Annotated in this window: 20 protein-coding genes, 1 tRNA gene and 5 pseudogenes; 17 read left to right on the top strand and 9 right to left on the bottom strand. The window is 57.9% G+C overall.

Annotated features, from left to right (window positions below; translation table 11 throughout):
• The 5 genes and pseudogenes from CMN55_RS03795 to CMN55_RS03775 form a co-directional block, all read left to right on the top strand.
• A pseudogene (locus CMN55_RS03795) lies at positions 1-313 on the top strand (DUF5681 domain-containing protein); the annotation flags it as partial.
• Positions 296-368 (top strand) — tRNA-Leu (locus CMN55_RS03790). The pseudogene CMN55_RS03795 and the gene CMN55_RS03790, both read left to right, overlap by 18 nt.
• Positions 369-606: 238 nt before the next feature.
• Entirely contained in the window at positions 607-1740 is a 1134-nt protein-coding gene (locus CMN55_RS03785; RefSeq protein WP_293948204.1) for a hypothetical protein, read from the top strand.
• Between the two features lie 67 nt (positions 1741-1807).
• Entirely contained in the window at positions 1808-2506 is a 699-nt protein-coding gene (locus CMN55_RS03780) for an IS6 family transposase (protein ID WP_293948203.1), read from the top strand.
• Between the two features lie 31 nt (positions 2507-2537).
• Positions 2538-3245 carry an IS6 family transposase gene (locus CMN55_RS03775; RefSeq protein ID WP_293948202.1) on the top strand — a complete coding sequence of 236 codons (708 nt, stop codon included), beginning with the start codon at positions 2538-2540 and terminating at the stop codon, positions 3243-3245.
• Positions 3246-3309: 64 nt separating this feature from the next.
• Here the strand turns inward: CMN55_RS03775 and CMN55_RS17055 are convergent.
• Positions 3310-3519: pseudogene (locus tag CMN55_RS17055) on the bottom strand (cation transporter); the annotation flags it as partial.
• 592 nt (positions 3520-4111) lie between these two features.
• On the opposite strand from CMN55_RS17055, the gene CMN55_RS03765 reads away from it, so the two are divergent.
• The 3 genes and pseudogenes from CMN55_RS03765 to CMN55_RS17050 all read left to right on the top strand — a co-directional run.
• Positions 4112-4528: a MerR family transcriptional regulator gene (locus CMN55_RS03765; RefSeq protein WP_293948200.1), complete on the top strand. Its 417-nt coding sequence runs from the start codon at positions 4112-4114 to the stop codon at positions 4526-4528.
• On the top strand, positions 4525-4791 hold the full coding sequence (locus tag CMN55_RS03760; RefSeq protein ID WP_293330497.1) for a thioredoxin family protein: 267 nt from the start codon (positions 4525-4527) through the stop codon (positions 4789-4791). The genes CMN55_RS03765 and CMN55_RS03760 overlap by 4 nt, the downstream gene beginning before the upstream one ends.
• Before the next feature lie 7 nt (positions 4792-4798).
• Positions 4799-5113, top strand: a pseudogene (locus CMN55_RS17050) (mercuric transporter MerT family protein); the annotation flags it as partial.
• Between the two features lie 31 nt (positions 5114-5144).
• On the opposite strand, the gene CMN55_RS03755 reads toward CMN55_RS17050, so the two are convergent.
• Complete coding sequence (locus CMN55_RS03755) at positions 5145-5678, bottom strand: type II secretion system protein (protein ID WP_293948199.1); 534 nt, start codon at positions 5676-5678, stop codon at positions 5145-5147.
• A 149-nt stretch (positions 5679-5827) separates the two neighbouring features.
• On the opposite strand from CMN55_RS03755, the gene CMN55_RS03750 reads away from it, so the two are divergent.
• From CMN55_RS03750 to CMN55_RS03725, 7 genes and pseudogenes are all read left to right on the top strand, one after another.
• Positions 5828-6100, top strand: coding sequence for a CopG family ribbon-helix-helix protein (locus CMN55_RS03750; protein ID WP_293948198.1), 273 nt, complete (start codon positions 5828-5830; stop codon positions 6098-6100).
• Positions 6088-6381, top strand: a complete 294-nt coding sequence (locus tag CMN55_RS03745) for a type II toxin-antitoxin system RelE/ParE family toxin (protein WP_293948197.1) — start codon at positions 6088-6090, stop codon at positions 6379-6381. The genes CMN55_RS03750 and CMN55_RS03745 overlap by 13 nt, the downstream gene beginning before the upstream one ends.
• Before the next feature lie 247 nt (positions 6382-6628).
• Entirely contained in the window at positions 6629-7606 is a 978-nt protein-coding gene (locus CMN55_RS03740; RefSeq protein WP_293948196.1) for an HlyD family secretion protein, read from the top strand.
• A complete protein-coding gene (locus CMN55_RS03735; protein ID WP_459253639.1) occupies positions 7515-9371 on the top strand; it encodes an ATP-binding cassette domain-containing protein in 1857 nt (618 codons plus the stop codon). Before CMN55_RS03740 ends, CMN55_RS03735 begins: the two co-directional genes overlap by 92 nt.
• Entirely contained in the window at positions 9368-10462 is a 1095-nt protein-coding gene (locus CMN55_RS17045) for an ABC transporter permease (protein ID WP_366931964.1), read from the top strand. Before CMN55_RS03735 ends, CMN55_RS17045 begins: the two co-directional genes overlap by 4 nt.
• The gene (locus CMN55_RS03730) at positions 10462-11565 is read left to right on the top strand and encodes an ABC transporter permease (RefSeq protein WP_293948194.1); all 1104 of its coding nucleotides are present in this window, start codon (positions 10462-10464) and stop codon (positions 11563-11565) included. Before CMN55_RS17045 ends, CMN55_RS03730 begins: the two co-directional genes overlap by 1 nt.
• Positions 11566-11692: 127 nt before the next feature.
• A pseudogene (locus CMN55_RS03725) lies at positions 11693-11836 on the top strand (transposase); the annotation flags it as partial.
• An 11-nt stretch (positions 11837-11847) separates the two neighbouring features.
• Here CMN55_RS03725 and CMN55_RS17040 read toward each other — a convergent pair.
• Complete coding sequence (locus CMN55_RS17040; RefSeq protein ID WP_366931965.1) at positions 11848-12132, bottom strand: ankyrin repeat domain-containing protein; 285 nt, start codon at positions 12130-12132, stop codon at positions 11848-11850.
• Positions 12133-12421: 289 nt separating this feature from the next.
• Positions 12422-12745, bottom strand: a pseudogene (locus CMN55_RS03715) (ABC transporter permease); the annotation flags it as partial.
• Positions 12746-12926: 181 nt separating this feature from the next.
• On the opposite strand from CMN55_RS03715, the gene CMN55_RS03710 reads away from it, so the two are divergent.
• Positions 12927-13352, top strand: a complete 426-nt coding sequence (locus tag CMN55_RS03710) for a DUF805 domain-containing protein (RefSeq protein ID WP_293948191.1) — start codon at positions 12927-12929, stop codon at positions 13350-13352.
• A 126-nt stretch (positions 13353-13478) separates the two neighbouring features.
• Here CMN55_RS03710 and CMN55_RS03705 read toward each other — a convergent pair whose 3' ends face one another.
• The 5 genes from CMN55_RS03705 to CMN55_RS03685 form a co-directional block, all read right to left on the bottom strand.
• Positions 13479-14237 carry an ankyrin repeat domain-containing protein gene (locus CMN55_RS03705; protein ID WP_293948190.1) on the bottom strand — a complete coding sequence of 253 codons (759 nt, stop codon included), beginning with the start codon at positions 14235-14237 and terminating at the stop codon, positions 13479-13481.
• Complete coding sequence (locus CMN55_RS03700) at positions 14227-14589, bottom strand: ankyrin repeat domain-containing protein (protein WP_293948189.1); 363 nt, start codon at positions 14587-14589, stop codon at positions 14227-14229. Before CMN55_RS03700 ends, CMN55_RS03705 begins: the two co-directional genes overlap by 11 nt.
• Entirely contained in the window at positions 14586-14753 is a 168-nt protein-coding gene (locus CMN55_RS03695; protein ID WP_293948188.1) for a hypothetical protein, read from the bottom strand. Before CMN55_RS03695 ends, CMN55_RS03700 begins: the two co-directional genes overlap by 4 nt.
• A complete protein-coding gene (locus CMN55_RS03690; RefSeq protein ID WP_293948187.1) occupies positions 14746-15303 on the bottom strand; it encodes an ankyrin repeat domain-containing protein in 558 nt (185 codons plus the stop codon). The genes CMN55_RS03695 and CMN55_RS03690 overlap by 8 nt, the downstream gene beginning before the upstream one ends.
• A 121-nt stretch (positions 15304-15424) precedes the next feature.
• Positions 15425-15673: a hypothetical protein gene (locus CMN55_RS03685; RefSeq protein ID WP_293948186.1), complete on the bottom strand. Its 249-nt coding sequence runs from the start codon at positions 15671-15673 to the stop codon at positions 15425-15427.
• A 465-nt stretch (positions 15674-16138) separates the two neighbouring features.
• On the opposite strand from CMN55_RS03685, the gene CMN55_RS03680 reads away from it, so the two are divergent.
• Positions 16139-17608, top strand: a complete 1470-nt coding sequence (locus CMN55_RS03680) for a Fic family protein (RefSeq protein WP_293948185.1) — start codon at positions 16139-16141, stop codon at positions 17606-17608.
• Positions 17609-18221: the final 613 nt, after the last annotated feature.

Below are 18221 nucleotides of genomic sequence, written 5' to 3'. Positions count from 1 at the left end.
GCGTCACACCCTGACAGCGATCACTGCGGGGAAAAGCACACAGGCCGCCAGCAATCCGGGGTTCTCCAAGATTGTCATAGGCTTTGTCTCTCCCGGGAGTGTCAATACGGCTCTCGAACCGTTGCGTATGGCGAAAAAGCTCGACCAATATCGGGAGACGGCCCGTATGGCACTGGAGCCCTGGCTTGTTGAGGCTGCTCTTGAACGCCTCGGAGGCGATCATCTAACACCTGAGGAGCAGCGCACCGTCGTAAAGGCAACCCGTACCCCCTGGAAGGTCAACTGGCCGGACTGGTGGGAGGTGTTGCCGTAGGGAATTCAGGCTCATAACCTGAAGGTCAGAGGTTCAAATCCTCTCCCCGCAACCAACAACAACAACGGCTTAAGTGGAAACGCTTAAGCCGTTTTTGCGTGCAGGGCTACCTTCGGGCTACTCTCTATTCCAAGAATTTGCTATTAAAATTGAAAAAATAATAAAATTTAATAACAATGCCTGTACCGTGATCAGGCATAACAATATGCCACCTCACTTTCAACCGGAGGTAAGCTGAACTCACAGGTTTACATACGTTAAGTTCAGCTTTTCATAAAGGAGAAGCATCCTAGATGGCAAAAGCAGTTCATGATTCGGAATTTTCTGAGTTTGCATTTGGGTATGCCGTGACAAATGGATTGACGCACCTCCGATCCGGAAAGCTAAGCCCTTGGCCTGTTTTGCGCTCGTTTTGGAGACAATATTTTCCCCTACCTTTCGTTGACGAGCATTGTGTTCATTTCGTACTAACGAAAAAATTTCACTTAACCGAAAATGAGGCAAGCGCCATAATGGATGCTTTTGGCGCCCCGTTTATTCCAACGCAGCGTTTGGAAGCAAGGTTTCCAGTTGATCTTGCCATGAATTCAAACGGGATATTCTACTTCCTTCAATTCAAAAGAAGTAAATGCGTTTTGGAGGAGGATGCGAGACTGAAAGAAGTTGTAGAAGGCGTATTTGAAGATTTTACACTACCATTTTATCGAGTTGGATTTAGCGGATCGAAAGGTGAAGGTGATCGGCGACAACGGGAGAATCTGGAAAAGTTGGAAAACTCACTAGATTTAATCCCTTCAGCACTGGTTCGCTATGTTGTTCCGGCCTTTCATACTTTATCAGAATTAAACCAAGTCCATCAAAAGGGAATTGATACTCTTTTAGAGAAGCGTTCCGCAATCATGTGTTTCAAAGCAAGTGACTTTACGCTGCCGGAACCGGGAAGCCATCATATTAGTTATGATGCTTTTGGCGCTGCATGGCGTTTTTCAGATGATCCAGAACAGGTTGAGAGAGTAAAACCTCTTGTTTCAGAAATAGAGCAAACAGCATTAGAGGCCTTAAAGCTAGCTTATATGATCAAAAAACTCCGCATTCAGCTGGATGAAGTGGCAAAGGACATTGGTCTGCCGCCACGCCCGGAAAGGCTGGAGGATCAGGAACTAGTCAATATGTTCGGTTACACCAAGAAACGGAGTAGCGAGGATACGCCCGGCATGTCTTTTTTGGCGAGCTCGGATGATGATCAAAAGATTACGGAAAAATTGGCCAACGGAATTCGTAAAATGCTTAAAGGATCAATACGCGACGCACCAATGACCTTTTTGGAGGATTTATACGCGTCTGATTTGAGGTGTCGGCAGATAACAGGTCAACCGCTAATAATAGGTGTGGAAAACAATCTCACCGACGAAACTAATGGAGCGTAAGCCGAAAGCTGGCGCTGTCAGAAGAAAACTGCTTGATGGCCATTTGCTCGTTAACTAGCCTCCGAGCATGACAAAACAGAACCCCTTCCGGTATTTCAAGACCTCACCTGAGATCATTCGCCTTGCGGTGATGATGTATATTCGATTTCCGCTTTCTTTACGAAATGTCGAAGACCTTCTTCATGAACGGGGCATCGACATCTGTCATGAAACAGTCCGTTATTGGTGGAATAAATTTGGCCCAATGTTTGCGAGTGAAATCCGTAAGAAACGGATCCATCCGTATCACAATTATTCAAACTGGAAATGGCATCTTGATGAGGTCTTCGTAAAGATCAATGGCGATACATATTACCTTTGGCGGGCAGTTGATCACGAGGGCGAAGTTCTGGAAGCCTTTGTTTCCAAGCGCCGCGACCGCAAAGCAGCAATGGTTTTCCTCAAGAAAATCATGAAACGGTATGGGAAACCTCGTGTCATTGTCACAGATAGATTACGTTCGTATCGTGCCGCGATGAACCTGATTGGGAACGAAAAGATCCAGGAAACAGGCCGCTGGTTGAACAATCGTTGCGAAAATTCTCACCTCCCGTTCCGGCGAAGAGAGCAGGCGATGCTGAAATTCAGGCGCTTGCGAAGTTTGCAAAAATTCGTCTCAATCCACGCATCAGTCCACAATCACTTCAATTTAGAACGCCACCTAAACAACAGAGAAACATTCAAGCTTCAACGAAATGCCGGGCATTGTCAGAAGAAAGTTTCTTGATGGGCATTTGTATGTCGACTAGCCTTTGTGCATGACCAATCAGAACCCGTTTCGCTATTTCAAGACGTCACCTGAGATCATCCGCCTAGCCGTGATGATGTATGTCCGATTTCCCCTTTCGCTTCGCAACGTCGAAGACCTTCTTCATGAACGGGGTATCGACATCTGTCATGAAACGGTTCGCTATTGGTGGAACAGATTTGGCCCATTGTTTGCGCGCGAAATTCGAAAGAAACGGATCTCTCCGCCTCACAATTATTCGAACTGGAAATGGCATCTCGATGAGGTCTTCGTAAGGGTTAACGGTGAAACGCATTATCTGTGGCGTGCCGTTGACCATGAAGGAGAAGTGCTGGAAGCCTTTGTTTCCAAGCGCCGCGATCGTAAGGCTGCGCTGATTTTCCTGAAGAAACTTATGAAACGGTTTGGGAATCCACATGCGATCGTGACAGACAGACTGCGCTCATACGGCGCTGCAATGAAGGTGATGGGAAACAGTGTATCACACCAAACGGGCCGCTGGATGAATAATCGCTGTGAAAGCTCCCATCTCCCATTCCGACGAAGAGAGCAGGCGATGCTGAAATTCAGACGCATGGGAAGCTTACAGAAATTCGCCTCAATCCACTCATCGGTCTATAATCACTTCAACCATCAGCGTCACTTAACAAGCCGAGAAACATTCAAGCTTCGACGAAATGCCTCCCTGGCCGAGTGGCAGCAGCTTTCTGCGGCATAACGGAGAGATTTTTATGCCTTACTGCGTTTCGCAGAGACAGTGTCGCATTCGTCTGACAGCACCCGCCGATAATCTCGGCGCGGTACCAACCAAAACTGCGGTCCTCATCGGCCGGTCGGTGTGCGAGCTTGGCGGCAATGATGGCGACCAGCACGCCTCCGACGGCTGAAAAGGTGTGGAAGGCGTCGGAAATGACGGCGATGGAGCCCGTCCATAATCCGATGCCCATTTCGATGACGAAATAGATGCCGGTGAGCCAGGCCGAGATCGCCATTCCGCGCCCGCTGGAAGGCATGTGTCCCGCGTGGCCGCCATGTGCTTGATTCACAGTCTTGTCCTTTCGTTACATGGGCCTGGTCATTACGCGGTAACCTCCGGCGCTCCTCGGTTGGTACGAGCCCAAGCCGTTACCAAGGCATCGTTTTCTAACTCTTTGACAACTCGATAAGGTCGGTCAAAGGGGGGGAGGCTTACGAACAAATTATCGCTCAGCCTCAGTCAATAGATCGCCCGAGCCAGCATAGGCGGCAACAATGACCACAGGGTCATCCTCTCAATCGGTCAACCCGAGTGTCAAGGCAGGATTGTGAAGTTCAGTGGGCGCGAGCATGTGAGATCGTCATGTGCGGGTGCCAGAGTGGCGTGCAGCCTTGCTTCGCGTGTTGTAATTGTCGTCGTCGTTGCCACCGACAGCAAGGCCGTCGGTGTTCGGGTGACCGGCGACCACACGTTGGGTTCAGCAAGGAGGTGATTCGTTTTTGGGAAATTGATGACTTGCCGCAGGCCGTCGTGGTGTTTCGTGTTATCCTTGACTCCGTACCTAGCTACGGACACTAGACTGAATATCAGAAAGGATCAGGAGCGCGATGCGGATCGGCGAAGTTGCAGAAAAAGCCGGAGTTGGCGTTGAGACCATTCGCTTCTATGAGCGCAAAGGGCTCATCGAGCAGCCCCGCAAGCCTGCCGATGGTGGTTACCGGAGCTACTCCTCCGAAACGGTGAACCGCGTTCGTTTCGTCCGTGAAGCGCAATGCCTTGGATTTTCGCTCAACGAGATCGAAGAGCTGTTGACGCTCCGCGCCGATCCCGAGACGGATTGCGCCGATGTCCGCGAGCGGGCACAGGCGAAGCTCGACGAGGTGAAAGACAAGATTGCGCGCCTTGCCGGGATTCAGTCTGCACTCGAAAACCTGATCCAGGAATGTCGTGGAGACGGCCCGGCTTCAAGCTGTTGCCCGATCCTCGATGCCCTCGACACTGACGATAAGGAGTCCATGACATGACCACACGAAAGATCGAAATCTTCACCGCCGGATGCCCGACCTGTGACGAAACCGTCTCCTGGGTTAAGGCGATCGCGTGCCCATCCTGCGAGGTCGTGACGCTCGACATGCATGATGCGAGCGTGGCGCAGCGCGCCAAGGACCTTGGTGTTAAATCTGTTCCCGCCGTCGCCATAGACGGCAAGCTCGCCGATTGCTGTGCCGGGCGTGGTCCCGACGAGGCAACGCTGCGGGCGGCAGGGCTCGACCAACCGATTGAGTAGACCCGTCATGCCGGAAACTGTCCAACATACAGAAATGCCCGACCGCGCGCCGGTTGACGGGCAGCCGTCCTCCGAGGGAAGCGGAGCGTTTGCCGGGCTGGGCCTGTTTTCGGGGCTCGGAGCTGTTGCTGCCAAGTCGTGTTGCTTTTTGCCTCTGGTTCTTACCTCCACCGGCCTTGGCGGTGCGTGGCTCAGCCAGGAGCTTATCGCCTATCAGCCCTATTTTCTTGGCGTGGCATGGCTGTCGGTCGTGCTCGCGTGGGGCGTCGCCATCCGTCGCAGGCGGGTCGCATGTGCTCCCGGCGGAAGCTGTGAGACAACGGCCACGCGCTGGCGCGGCCTTGCCTTGCTTGTCATTTCCACTTTGATCGTGGCACTGGCAACGGTCTGGGAGTGGATCGACCCCGCACTGGCGCCATCCAGATGCCCGGGACAGGATCATAATCCTTGCATGCTTCTATTGATTCACGTCCGAATTCGGCCGAATTCGGCGGGGCATCTATAGGGGCCGCGCAGGGCAGGCGGTTATTCTCGGCGACAAATGTCTTGAGGGCTTCGGTAATCTCCGCTTGGGCTTCGTCCGTCACCGTCTTGGCGTGCCATTGAAGCCAGATCGTCATGGCCCGCGCCACGCCGGCGATCAGCAGACCCGCGATCAGGATCACCATGGCCATTTCGATGAGCGTGAAGCCGCGTGTGCCGTCACCGGGGCTGCGCCCCCGGCCTGAACCGGATCGGCCAGGCCAGAGACGCGCCAAGAAACCCCACACCGCTCCCCTGTCGATATTAAGGCTCAGCGCATTCAGTAAGTAAAAAATACCAAAACCGAATGCGAATCCGGCGATAAAAGAAACATAAAACAAATCCTGAGCATCACCAATCTGCATTCCCGCACCATCCATTAAAAAACACTATTATCAATAGTGTTTCAGGCAGGGCAGGGGCTCCGGTAGGGTGGCCCGGCGGGCTGGACGCAGCGAGCGGAAAGCGCTATAGTATTAAGAGGTATTACCTTTCAATACTATGGGGTTGCGACATGGCAACATCGGTCAAACTTGATTCCGAGCTGAAAAGCCGCCTTGACCGGCTGGCGGGAACGCGGCGGCGGTCGGCACACTGGATGATGCGGGAAGCGATCCGGCAATATGTCGAACGCGAGGAAGCCCGCGAGAGCTTCAAACAGGAAGCCCTCCAGTCGTGGCAGGAGTACCGGGAAACCGGCCAGCACCTGACGCTGGAGGAAACCGATGCGTGGCTGAACACCTGGGGCACCGAAGATGAGACAGAGGTGCCTGGGTGCCGCAAGTAATCATCACGGCGGGTGCAGCGCGTGGGTTGGAAAGCTGCCGCCGCTTCCTTGCAGAAAAGAGTCCCGAAGCAGCCCGGCGGGCTGGGCAGGCGATCTCGCGCCAATTCCGGTTGCTGCAAGACGCCCCAGCGATTGGCCGCCCGTTGCCGGAGGAACCAGAGTTGCGGGAGCTGGTCATCGGCTTTGGGGATTCCGGCTATGTGGCGCTGTACCGCTACGAGCCGGATGAGGGTGCCGTTTACATACTGGCCTTCCGGCACCAGAAAGAAGCCGGGTATTGAGCGCGATCATGGAAGCGTTTTAACGACGACGCCGGCGGCGCGGCGGCGCGGCGGCGACAGCCGGTGTTCCGAAGATGCGGCCACCCGGAAACAGTTCGCGACCAGATGCTCAGGTTCTTTCGGGAAACCATCCCAAAAGAGTGAGAAACCTTTCGAAGCCAGGCGTCAGACAATTTTCGCGTCACAACTCATAAGAAATTTCGGGTTTTGGGTTGGCATCAGTATAGCACTGGTATAAACAAAGAGAATGAAGGAGGACGCCAGCGTGAGAAAAACATGGCTCTTGAGCGCGCTGTTGCTGGCTATCATTGCTGGCGGCTCTTATGGTTTGTTCCTCTATTTGCGGCCAGCGCCTCTTCCTGAACAGTTGCTTTACGGCAACGGCCACATCGAAGGTACGGAAGTGCGGGTGGCCGTCGAGGTGGCGGGCCGGGTCGTCGAGAGTCGGATTGCCGAAGGTGTAACCGTCACCAAAGGCGACCTCCTGCTTCGACTCGATGATGCTGATTTCATCCTGCGGAAAGAGCAAGCCGAGGCCGAGGTCGAGGCGCGACGGCGGGAACGCGAACAGGCGGAGCGCGAGCTGCAGGTCTGGCGCCATCACTATGAGACTGCCGAGCGTGAGCTCTCCCGCTACCGGGAACTTGGCAGGCGGGGTACCGTGACGCCACAGCGGGTCGAGCAGGCGGAAAACGCGTTCCGGAACGCCCAGGGCCGGGTTGGCGCTTTGGAAGCGCAGATCGGCGCGATCGAAGGCCGGATCGAAGCCGTGCGCAAGGAGCTTGCCCTTATGGCGAGCCAAGTCAAAAAGACGCGTGTTTTTACACCGGTCTCCGGGACCGTTTTGGCAAAGACGATAGAGGTGGGCGAGTTCGCCCAGCCGGGTCGAACGGTGGCTATCCTGGCCGACCTTTCTCGCATCGAACTCAAGGTTTTCATTCCCGAGAAGGACATCGGCAAGGTCAAGCTCGACGCCTCCACGCGCGTCCGGGTGGACGCCTTTCCCGACCGTCTGTTCGAAGGGCGGGTCGCGCGGGTCGATCAGCAGGCGCAGTTCACGCCCCGCGATATCCACATGCCGGAGGAGCGGACGCGCATGGTTTTCGGCGTGACGCTTGTTCTTGACAATCCTGATGGTGTGCTCAAGCCCGGCATGCCTGCTGATGCCTGGATACTTTGGGGTTCCGGCACGCGATGGCCACCGCAACTCTTCGTTCCGCAGTGAGGCGGGGGCGATGAGCGACGCGGACGACAACATGATTGAAACCGAGGGACTGGGCCGACGGTTCGGCCACGCTCGGGCCATCAGTGCAATCGATCTGCGAATTGCGCGGGGCGAGATCTTTGGTCTCGTCGGGCCTGATGGGGCGGGCAAGACGACACTCCTTCAACTCCTGGCCGCCATTCTCGATCCGAGTGAGGGAAACTGCCGGGTGCTCGGCTTCGATACGGTACGGCAAGCCTCCGAAATCACGTCCCGGATTGGCTACATGGCGCAAGGCTTTACGCTCTATGATCACCTTACTGTCGCGGAGAACCTGGCCTTCGCCGGCAAGGTGCGCGCCGTGCCTCAGGCTGTGTACGCCGCAAGGAGCGAGCGCCTCCTCGCGATGGCCGCGCTCACCCCCTTTCTTCATCGCCGGGAGGGCACACTGTCGGGCGGCATGCGCAAGAAGCTCGCCCTGTGCACCAACCTGATTCATCAGCCGCCCCTGCTTCTCCTCGACGAGCCCGGCCTTGGGGTAGACCCGCTCTCGCGCCGCGAACTCTGGCGGATGCTGGAAGACTTCCGGCGCGAGGGTGCGACGATTGTCTTCGCAACATCCTACATGGACGAGGCGGAAATGTGCGATCGCGTCGCTTTCCTCGACCGCGGTTCGATAACCGCACAAGGGTCTCCCGACGCGCTGCGTGCTCGCGCGCAGGGAGCTGTCTTCCANGTGGAAACGGACAATCCGGTCGCGGTCGAGAATGTCTTGAGTGAAGCTCCGGAGATGCTGGGAAGCCAGTGGCGGCCGACGGANGTCCGCTTTGTCGTGGAGCCGGCCAAGGGTCTCTCGAATGAATTGCGCAAACAGCTCGAACAGCTCGGACGGGTCGAACCGGCCACGCCCTCGATGGAGGATGTCTTCGTTGTCCTGCGCAAGGGCGAGCGTACCGAGGTTCCGACAGGCATTGCTGAAGTCGCCCGGCTTGCCGCCTCGAAGGGTCATCGCGAACCGGCCGAGAGTGTGGAAACGCGCCGACTGACCCGCCGCTTCGGTGATTTTGTCGCTGTAGACGATGTCTCCTTCGAGGTGAACCCCGGGGAAATCTTCGGCTTGCTCGGCCCGAACGGCGCCGGCAAGACCACACTCATCCGTATGCTCTGCGGTCTTTTGCCGCCTTCGAACGGGACCGCGCGTGTCGTGGGTATCGACATTGCTTCGCAGCCGCGCCGATTGCGCCAGCGTATCGGCTACATGTCCCAGCGCTTCTCGCTTTACCACGATCTCACTGTGCATGAGAATCTGGCATTCTTCGCCAGCGCTTATGGGATAAAACGCCGCCCGGCCCGAGAGGCCATCGCCTGGGCAAGCGCCGTCACCGGGCTCCACGGCCTCGCGGACGAAAGTGTCTCCGGCCTTTCCGGCNCCGTGCGCCAGCGGCTTGCACTCGCCTGCGGCATCCTGCACCGTCCGGCCGTCCTGTTCCTTGACGAGCCGACCTCCGGGGTCGATCCCCAGGCGCGTTCCCGCTTCTGGCGACTCGTCAACACGCTGGCTGCGGCCGGCACAGCTGTGCTCGTTACGACGCATTATCTGGAGGAGGCCGCCTACTGCCACCGCCTCGGGCTCATGTACGAGGGCCGCCTGATCGCGGCGGGCGACCTCGCGGCCTTGCGCGCCGGCCTGCCGCAAGATGGTCTGGAAACGATCGAGGACGTGTTTCTTGCCTATATCGAGCGGGAGCGCACGCAGGCAGTTCGGCCAATCGNGGAAGCAGGATGAAATTCANCCGTATAGCCGCTATNGTTGAAAANGAAACGACCGAGATAGTTCGCGATCCCATCACGGTCGTGNTCGCCCTTCTCATGCCGNTACTGATGCTNTTNCTGTTTGGTTATGCGATCTCGCTCGACGTGGACAACGTTCCCATNGGGGTTTTCGACCAGGACCGGTCCCCGGACAGCCGGGCACTNGTCGATCGTTTCATTCAGAGCGGCTACTTCCAGCTNGCACAGGATTTNACNGATNATCGGGATGTCGAGAAGGGGCTGCAGCGTGGCACNGTNAANCTCGCGCTCGTTATCCCGCCGAAGTTCCAGAACACCCTCGCNCGCGATGGNACGGCACCTGTCCAGGTGCTCGTGGACGGCACTTATTCCGCCACTGCNAACCTCGTCGCAGCCTACGCAGCAGCCATCGTCTCGGATTTTCNTAGTNAGGCGTNCCCGAGCGTCCNCGTNGANGCCCGCGTCTGGTATAANCCGGCGTTGCGCAGCGTAACTTTCGTGATTNCAGGCTTGTTCGGCGTGATCTTGATGGCGTTTCCNCCNCTTCTGACGGCGCTTGCCATCACCCGTGAAAAGGAAAGNGGTTCGATTCANCAGATCTTCGCNTCACCACTTACGCCGGCNGAGTNTCTGACCGGCAAGCTCGTGCCNTATGGCCTTATTGCCTTTGTTCANATCGTCATGGTTATCGCCGTGGGCTTCCTGTGGTTCGATGTTCCGCTGCGNGGCAGCATNGGCCTCCTNCTTCTGGTGGGNCTCGTCTATGTNTTTTGCACCGTCGGCATTGGGCTCCTGGTTTCCACNGTCACCAANAGCCAACTCGTCGCCATGTTACTGGCGCTNATCGTGACGCTGATGCCNTCGTTTCTGTTCTCGGGATTCCTGTTCCCAATATTCACNATGCCNTATGTCCTCCAGCTCTATACGCGCCTGTTCCCGGTGCAATATTTCGTGGACTTCTCGCGGGGCGTCGTGCTCAAGGGCGCNGGNTTGCCGGAACTCTGGCCCTCNGTCCTGCTTCTCTTCGCCTATACGGCGATCATCTTCGCGCTCGCNGNGTGGCGGTTTCGNAAGAAGGTGGNGTGATGGGCACGCGGCTTGCGGGCCTCCTTGTAAAGGAGATGATTCAGTTGCTGCGCGACCGCGTGATGCTGGTCTTGATCCTCTGGCTTTACACGATCGAGGTGGTNATCTGCGCCTACGCCCTGTCCTTCGAAGTCAATGACATGCCGCTCGCCGTCGTCGACCTCGACCAGACATCAGCTAGTCGCGCCCTGGTCGAAAGCTTTATGGTAACAGACGCGTTCGCGCCCGCCGGGTATCCCGCNAGCGCGCCTGCGGCGACAGATTGGCTTCAGACGGGCCGGGCNCGTGTTGCGCTCGTCATCCCGGAACGCTTCCAGCATNATNTGGCGNGGGGCGACNCGCCTACCNTGCAGGTANTCCTTGACGGGACCAATTCNAACATGGCGGCACAGGCCCGCGGTTATGCGCTTGAGATCGTCAACCGTTTCCNGGCGGCTNCGACAANCGCAGCGGNGTCCGGAGGGGGTGTCCAGCCGGTNGTCCGGGTCTGGTACAACCCTGACCAGACCTACACCTCATTCGTGGTGCTTTCCATGATTGCGCTTGCCGCCATGATGGTGGGGGTGATCCATCCAGCGGCCTCCATCGTCCGCGANAAAGAANCCGGCACTATCGAGCAGCTCCAGGTGACGCCGATCGGCACGGCGGAGCTCTTCGTCGCCAAGACCTTCCCGACACTCGTTATCGGGCTCCTCTCGATATTCCCAAGCCTCTTGATCGTCTGGTGGTTCGGCGTGCCTATGCGGGGCAGCTTCCTTCTCTTCCTTGCGCTCACTGCGGTATTCCTTGTGAGCGCGATTTCGCTGGGCGTGCTGATTGCAAGCGTGAGCCGAACATTGCAGCAGGCCCTTTTGCTAAGCTTTTTCAGCTTGTTCCCGTTGATGTTCCTCTCCGGGACACTTGCGCCCGTTGAAAGCATGCCCGGGTTATTGCAAACTCTCTCTCTCGGGAGCCCGCTGCGCCATTACATGGACGTGATCCTCGGCGTATTCCTGAAAGGGATAGGCCTGTCCGAGCTTTGGCCGCAGGCGCTCGCGCTCCTGGTGATCGGCGCGCCTCTTTTCGCCACAGCGATGCTCATCTTTCGGCGCGGCAAGCCATAGTGGTTTCGGCTGCGACTGTCCTCTGGCTCGGAGAATTGGTAAGGCTGTCAATCGGCACCCTGGACTTGCTTCGGAAAAGTGGAGAGCACCTGTAGTTTAAAAAGCAGCAAGCAAGGAAAGGTGCGGAATGAGTTCACGTCAGAAGCAATTTACAGAAGAGTTCAAGCGCGAGGCGGTTCGTCTTGTGGAGGAAAGCGGTCGGACGATGGCGGATATTGCCGAGGATCTGGGCGTTGGCAAATCGACGCTTGGCAAATGGCGTCGTCAGTATCGGGGGAGGGGCTAGGTTTGACGGCGCTTCATGATGCTTCGCAGCTCTGCCCGCAACGCCTGTTGGAGGGTGATTTCCTCGCGGATCGTATCGGCTGTCTCTATGTGGCCGTTGCGCATCGCCGTGTTGAGCGGCGTCCTGTTCGCCTCATCGCGCGGGTGCGGGCGTGCGCCGCGTTTTATGAGGGCAATCGCCGTGTCGGTGTGTCCCCCGGCGGCGGCATGGTGCAGCGGAGTCCGGCCGTCATCGGTCGCCACGTTTATGTCCGCGCCTTCCCGGAGCAGGGTGATAACCATCCCGGTCTTTCCCTGCCTCGCCGCGCGCAACAAATCCCGCTCAAGGCTCATCGGCACCCCCTTCCGGTGCCGGTAATCCTCGTGCTCGGGGCCGATGTGCAGGGCTGGCGGTCCGTGTCGTAGAAGAGATCGTTCTCGAAGACCAGGCTCAGGGTGCCGGGTTCCGTCTCGTCGGCCGCAACAGCCGGAAGAGACCCTACAGAACCCGCGGCAGCCACCACCAAGGGGGTCAACCATCTTCTCAATGACGAGTGTGTCCTGACCTTTTGTCTCTGTCTCATTTGCATGCTCAAGCCATGGTGCTGATGGTACGCCGGAAGCGGATCAGGGCGAGGCTGAACAGGGCGGCTCCGATCGCGGCGATGGCGAGAAACTGCGGCCAGACCGCCGCGAAGCCCGCGCCGCGATAGAGGATCGCCTGGGCCAGCATCACGAAGTGTGTGTTGGGCGCGGCGAGCATGATGTACTGCACGGCCTCCGGCATGCTCTCACGCGGCGTTGAGCCGCCGGAGAGCATCTGCAAGGGCAGCAGCACCAGCATGAGCAGCAGGGCGAACTGTGGCATGGAGCGGGCGACGGTGCCGAGGAAGATGCCCATCGAGGTGGTCGCGTACGGAGATCCCGCATGCGCCCAATAGGTGAATGTAGCTGAAAACTTTAATATGAAATACCGTTGACGCTGCAAATGTAGGTGTTTCCTTTTATTTTTTTGATTGGTTTCTATTCTTTTAATGTAGTGATTGCTGCGAACCATTTGGACCACGACTAATTCATGCTGCGCCAAATGATATAGAATGGAGGATAGTTTGATACTCATTGACTGGGTTGTGTTGCTGCTCTTGCTACTGCTGTTTTTGGGTGGGTCTGCGGCTTTAGTCGCAACAGAGAACTCGTCCAAAGTCCTGAGTCGTCGAAAATTCTGTTTTTGGATTACAGGTTGGTTCGTTCTGGAGCTGGCGTTGGTACCTGTTATCCCCTACGTTGCTTTTCCCATTCACCCTCATCCACCAGACTGGTTGCCGCGCGCGTTTCTTCTGGCACACCTTATCCTCTGGCTGTTCCCATACCGGCTTTTGGTTCGTCGTTGCCGCGACGCAGGCATCGAAAAGTGGCTCGGATACGTTGCGATAATTCCCATTGTCAATCTAGTAATCATTGTCTTTTGGCTTTTTAAGCGATCAGAAAAATCGGGACACTATACATTTTTCGAGCGTCCTTAGATTGCTTTGATTGAGGGTATTTAAGTCTCACAGACGAGGCCGCGCTTGTGGCAAGCGGAAACCTGATGGCGGAATAAGCCAATCGCTGGCGTCAATCGAGAGCCCCGGTCACCTTGCCTCGGTCCGCTATCCTCCCTTCCGCTTTCTGTCCCGCAGAACCTTCAGGCGCTTGGTCTTGTCGCTGTGCCTGAGGCTGATGGCTTCTTCCAGAATGCCCGCCATCTCCGGCATCCCGATCAGCCGGGCCATTTCCAGCGGGGTTTGCCCGTCAGCGTCGCCGGCCTCGATTTCCGCGCCGGCCTCGATCAGGAACCGCACCATCTTTTTCTGCCCGGCGTAAACCGCCGTATGCAGAAGCGTCGCTCCGCTTTTCAGCCGAGCGTTCACATCGGCGCCATTTTCCAGGAACGCTTGCGCGACACTCGTATTGCCTTTCTCGACGGCAATGCTCAATGGCGTGCGCCCATGCCAGTCCCCGGCATCGATGTCTGCGCCATGGGCGATCAGCATTGTCACAAGCTCTTCATGTTCCCCGGTCGCCGCTTCGTGCAACGGCGTTGCGTCGAAGCCGTTGACCGCGTTCACATCCGCGCCGTGATCGATCAGTGCCTGCGCGACCGCCTGCTTTCCCCGCATGGCCGCGTGGTGCAGCGGTGTGTCGCCCACACCTTCTTCCCGAATGTCGATAGCTGCCCCGTATCGGATCAGCACGAACGCCGTTTCCGGGTTGTCGTGTTGGGCCGCAAAATGCAGCGCCGCCCAGCCGCCGCTATCCCGCGCATCGACCTCGGCACCTTGTTCGAGCAGGTTGCCGACGGTCTCGGCGTCGCCTTCGCCGGCGGCCTCGAACAGGCCGTGATTCAGCCCTGCCTTGTCACCCGGCATCGGTCGTCGTTCCGGCCTGTGTAAGGTGTACCGTTTTCACCTTCCGCGCATGGCGCGTGCTGATTTCCTCCCGGATCGCCTGCGCGAGTGCCGCGCTGTCACCGGCGTCGGCCAAGTCGAGCGGCGTGCGCCCCTGCCAATCCTTTGCATCGAGATCAGCGCCATGCGCGATCAGCAGCCGGGCAACGTCGGCTGCGTTGTGCCGGACCGCATCGTGAAGCGCCGTTCTGTCGAGGATATCTGTCCGGTTCACATTCGCCCCGAGGCACAACAGCCAGCGACATATTCCGGCGCGGTTTCGCCGGGCCGCGATGTGCAAGAGAGTTTGACCATGTGTTCCGGGTATCCTCACGTCGTATCCCTGTTTCGACGGATAGTCTCAGTCTCCGGCGGGAGGCGACCTTCGCGCGCATAGCTTTCCATGTAGCGGCGCATCAACTCGGCATCCGAAGGCTGTTCTTCAGTGATTGGTTCGCCGCCATAGCGGCGGATCAGCCTGTCCCGTTCTTTACCCATCGTTTGCGCTGCCCGTTTCTGACTTGATCCAGCCGCTGCGCACGCCCGCTTCGAGCCCCATAATCTGAACCTCGACGCCGGTATGGCCTTCGTGGTTCGCCAGCTCCGCCGCTGTCCTGTCATCCTCGTCACGCGCTTTCGCGTCAGCCCCGTGCGTCATCAGGACAGCGATCGTCTGGCCCAGGCGGTTCATCAGGGCCGCCATATGTAATGGTGTTCTGCCGTAGCCGGCCCGTGCGTTGACATCCGCCCCGGCTTCCAGAAGCGCCCGGACCGTTCCTGCATGGCCGTGATGGGCTGCCAGGTGCAGCGCTGTGGTTTGTCCTTCACCGTAGCCTGTATTCACCGGCGCTCCGGCTTCGATGAGCAGGCGCACGATTTCCGGACGATCCTCCGTGAGGTCGGCCGCCGCATGAAGCAGCGTCCGGCCCGCCACGTCGGTTGCGGTCATATCGGCCCCGGCGAGGATGAGCGCACGGCACCTTTGCAGGTCGCCTTCCTTTACGGCCTTTCGCAGTCTTGGCCCGAGCTGATCCGCGTTTTCCGTCACCCGTCTTGTCCTGATTCAGGTGCCCTTCATCCGAGGCTTTCCGCCAGCATAACGGACGGTACGCGTCTTCGTAACCGCGTTAGCAACCTGTTTGGCCCCCTGTGAGGCCAAAGGCCGGGGCTTACAGCCCCGGTTTTGGCGGCCTGATCCGGGGCGCCCTGATCCGGCGCGGGGCCGGGATGAAGGCGCGCATCTGCGCATCCTTGTATGCGATCACCTTGGCGATCCGGCGCAATGCCGCGACGGCTTCGGCGTGTTCGGGAGTGCAGGGCCGTGTCGAGATCACGGCCTTGCGTGCCAGTTTGAACATTGCGCTGAGTTCCCTGATCGTCAGGCCGTGGAGTTGGTCGCAGCTCATCCGGTAGGTCATTGGTCTTCTCCTTCTCGTCTCTCCGGCCGCGACCGTCGCGGCCTTGATGACGCCCGGAAGAAGCGCTCCGCCCGGAGCCGCATCCGTCAGGACCGGAACGAAAGAGAAGGACTGGTCTCAGCCGCTTACGCGGCAGCCAGTTGCGGCGCACGCAGGGCGGTGCGCCAGAACGCAGGAAAAAGGCCCGCGCGGAACGCGAGCCTTGAGAGCAGGAGAGGGAGGCCGGTGACCGGCCGGAAGATGCAGCAACCAGGCCCTGAGCAGTGGCACGGGCGCATGGTCCGGGCTTAAATCCCGTTTATTCCCGGAAATGGCCTCTTATACCCCGAAAATTCGTCAAGCGCCGGAGCGGGGCGGTGGAACGCCCTGATATTCCGGCGGATCGCCTCTTAAACCCCGTTTTTTCCGTTTGCGGCTTCCTTAAACCCCGAAAATTCTATATTGTGCTGGATGGAGGTACGCTTAATGCCCGAATTTTCCATCGATGCCATGCCCGAGGTGTTTGTATCGGAGACGGCGATTTCCAGGGCCGTGTCCGCCGCCGTAGCGCGCGGGCAGCTCAGGAAGCTCGCCTCGCGGCTCTACACCCGTAACCTGGATGAAGAGCCGGAACGGCTGGTCCGGCGTAACTGGTATTACCTCATCACATCCTATTATCCGGACGCCCTGATCACGGACCGGACGGCCCTTGAGAACCAGCCGGCCCCGGATGGTTCCGTCTGTCTGATATCGGACAAGAAACGCGATGTTGTCCTGCCGGGCCTCGTCTTCCGCCCGCGAAAAGGGCCGGGACCGCTTGAGAGCGACAAGCCGTTTATCGGCGGCGCGCGTCTGGCGTCACCGGCGCGCGCCTGGCTCGAAAATATGCGCCCGTCACGCGCGCGCGGTGAACGCGTGGCGCGGACATTGTCACGCGAGGAAATCGAGGGCCGCCTTGATGCGCTGTTGCGTCGGCAAGGCGAAGCGGCCCTGAACCGTCTGCGCGACGAGGCGCGCGAGATTGCGCCGCAGCTTGGGCTGGAGGAAGAGTTCGAGGCGTTCAACGAGCTGATCGGCACTTTGCTCGGAACGCGCGACACCGACGTCAAAAGTGCCGTCGGCAAGGCGCGCGCCGCTGGGCAGCCCTTCGATCCCGAACGTATCCGACTGTTTGAAGCGCTCTTTGCGGCGCTGCGCGAAACCATCCCCACTGATCGACCGGCCCCGAAGCGGACAGGGGAGGCCAATGCCAATCTGTCTTTCTTCGAGGCTTATTTCTCCAACTTCATCGAAGGCACGGAATTCAGCGTCGAGGAAGCCGAGGATATCGTCTTCAATGGCGTAATCCCGCAGGAGCGCCCGGATGACGCCCACGACGTTCTGGGTACCTACCGCATCGTCTCCGACCAGGCGGAGATGCGTAAGCTGCCTTCGGATGTCGATGAATTCCTGACCCTGCTGCGCCGCCGCCATGCGGCGATCATGGAAGCACGCCCGGACAAGAATCCGGGCGTGTTCAAGACCATGACAAACCGGGCCGGGAACACTGTCTTCGTCGCGCCCGATCTTGTGACCGGTACGCTGGAAAAGGGCTTTGCATTCCTGCAAGGGCTGGGTGAGCCGTTCCAGAGGGCCGTCTTCATGATGCTGCTGGTCAGCGAGGTGCACCCCTTTGCCGATGGGAATGGCCGCGCGGCGCGGATCATGATGAACGCCGAGCTGGTTGCAGGCGGGCAGGAGCGCATCATCATCCCGACATCGTACCGAACGGATTATCTCGGGGCGCTGAAGGCGCTATCCAATAACAGCCACACCACGCCGCTGATCCGGATGCTGGACTATGCGCAGCAATACACCCATGCGATCGACTGGCGCGATCTTGACGGCGCGCGCCGCGTGCTGGAGCAGACGGGGGCGTTCGCCGAAGGCGAGGACGCCAAGCTCCGCTTGCCTTGATTGGGCCGCATCATGCTGGCGCCAGCCGGCTTTGAATGCCCAAAAGAGGGAAACAGAGGCTCTATATGCGGTTCAGATCGGTTGTCGCGCCCAGAAAACGTAAATCCTTGTGTGCGATGTCAAAAACATATATAAGAATCAATATGTTATGCAGTCGGTCGCCCCGATTATGAAAATCGAAAGAGATTTTCCGTAGACTCACACAAAATTGCACACAAAATTTCAGACGGCTGATTTCACGCTGTGAAATCAATATATTATGACAAGCGCATCCGTCTCATAACCTGAAGGTCGCAGGTTCAAATCCTGCCCCCGCAACCAATCATAACAACGGCTTAGGTAGAAATACCTGAGCCGTTTTTGCGTGCAGGGCTACCGCTGGGCTACTCTGTGTAATGTAATCTATAGCTTGAAGTAGAGCGGATTAGTGATTGAAGTTCTCAATTTAGTCAGTATTTGGCCCAACGAGGACATTTGCTTGAATGGCTCAATGTTCCACTATTCCGACTTTTGACACTTTCGCACGACTACGCTTCTTAGTCGCTCTGGGCGGAAAGCTGACCTTCGCTGCATGTGCGACAAGGCCAGCGGTAAAGATGGAAACGGACGTACT

It is taken from the genome of Sneathiella sp. (assembly GCF_002694385.1).
Lineage (GTDB): Bacteria > Pseudomonadota > Alphaproteobacteria > Sneathiellales > Sneathiellaceae > Sneathiella.
The sequence above is the reverse complement of the archived record's forward strand: the minus strand, read 5'-3'. Positions and strand labels throughout refer to the sequence as shown.

Excerpts from the sequence above, each read along its gene's own strand:
- CMN55_RS03785 (WP_293948204.1), top strand. The coding sequence starts at position 607 with ATGGCAAAAGCAGTTCATGATTCGGAATTTTCTGAGTTTGCATTTGGG.
- CMN55_RS03780 (WP_293948203.1), top strand. The coding sequence starts at position 1,808 with ATGACAAAACAGAACCCCTTCCGGTATTTCAAGACCTCACCTGAGATC.
- CMN55_RS03775 (WP_293948202.1), top strand. The coding sequence starts at position 2,538 with ATGACCAATCAGAACCCGTTTCGCTATTTCAAGACGTCACCTGAGATC.
- CMN55_RS03765 (WP_293948200.1), top strand. The coding sequence starts at position 4,112 with ATGCGGATCGGCGAAGTTGCAGAAAAAGCCGGAGTTGGCGTTGAGACC.
- CMN55_RS03760 (WP_293330497.1), top strand. The coding sequence starts at position 4,525 with ATGACCACACGAAAGATCGAAATCTTCACCGCCGGATGCCCGACCTGT.
- CMN55_RS03755 (WP_293948199.1), bottom strand. The coding sequence starts at position 5,678 with ATGCAGATTGGTGATGCTCAGGATTTGTTTTATGTTTCTTTTATCGCC.
- CMN55_RS03750 (WP_293948198.1), top strand. The coding sequence starts at position 5,828 with ATGGCAACATCGGTCAAACTTGATTCCGAGCTGAAAAGCCGCCTTGAC.
- CMN55_RS03740 (WP_293948196.1), top strand. The coding sequence starts at position 6,629 with ATGAAGGAGGACGCCAGCGTGAGAAAAACATGGCTCTTGAGCGCGCTG.
- CMN55_RS17040 (WP_366931965.1), bottom strand. The coding sequence starts at position 12,132 with ATGGTTATCACCCTGCTCCGGGAAGGCGCGGACATAAACGTGGCGACC.
- CMN55_RS03710 (WP_293948191.1), top strand. The coding sequence starts at position 12,927 with ATGGAGGATAGTTTGATACTCATTGACTGGGTTGTGTTGCTGCTCTTG.
- CMN55_RS03705 (WP_293948190.1), bottom strand. The coding sequence starts at position 14,237 with ATGCCGGGTGACAAGGCAGGGCTGAATCACGGCCTGTTCGAGGCCGCC.
- CMN55_RS03695 (WP_293948188.1), bottom strand. The coding sequence starts at position 14,753 with ATGGGTAAAGAACGGGACAGGCTGATCCGCCGCTATGGCGGCGAACCA.
- CMN55_RS03685 (WP_293948186.1), bottom strand. The coding sequence starts at position 15,673 with ATGACCTACCGGATGAGCTGCGACCAACTCCACGGCCTGACGATCAGG.
- CMN55_RS03680 (WP_293948185.1), top strand. The coding sequence starts at position 16,139 with ATGCCCGAATTTTCCATCGATGCCATGCCCGAGGTGTTTGTATCGGAG.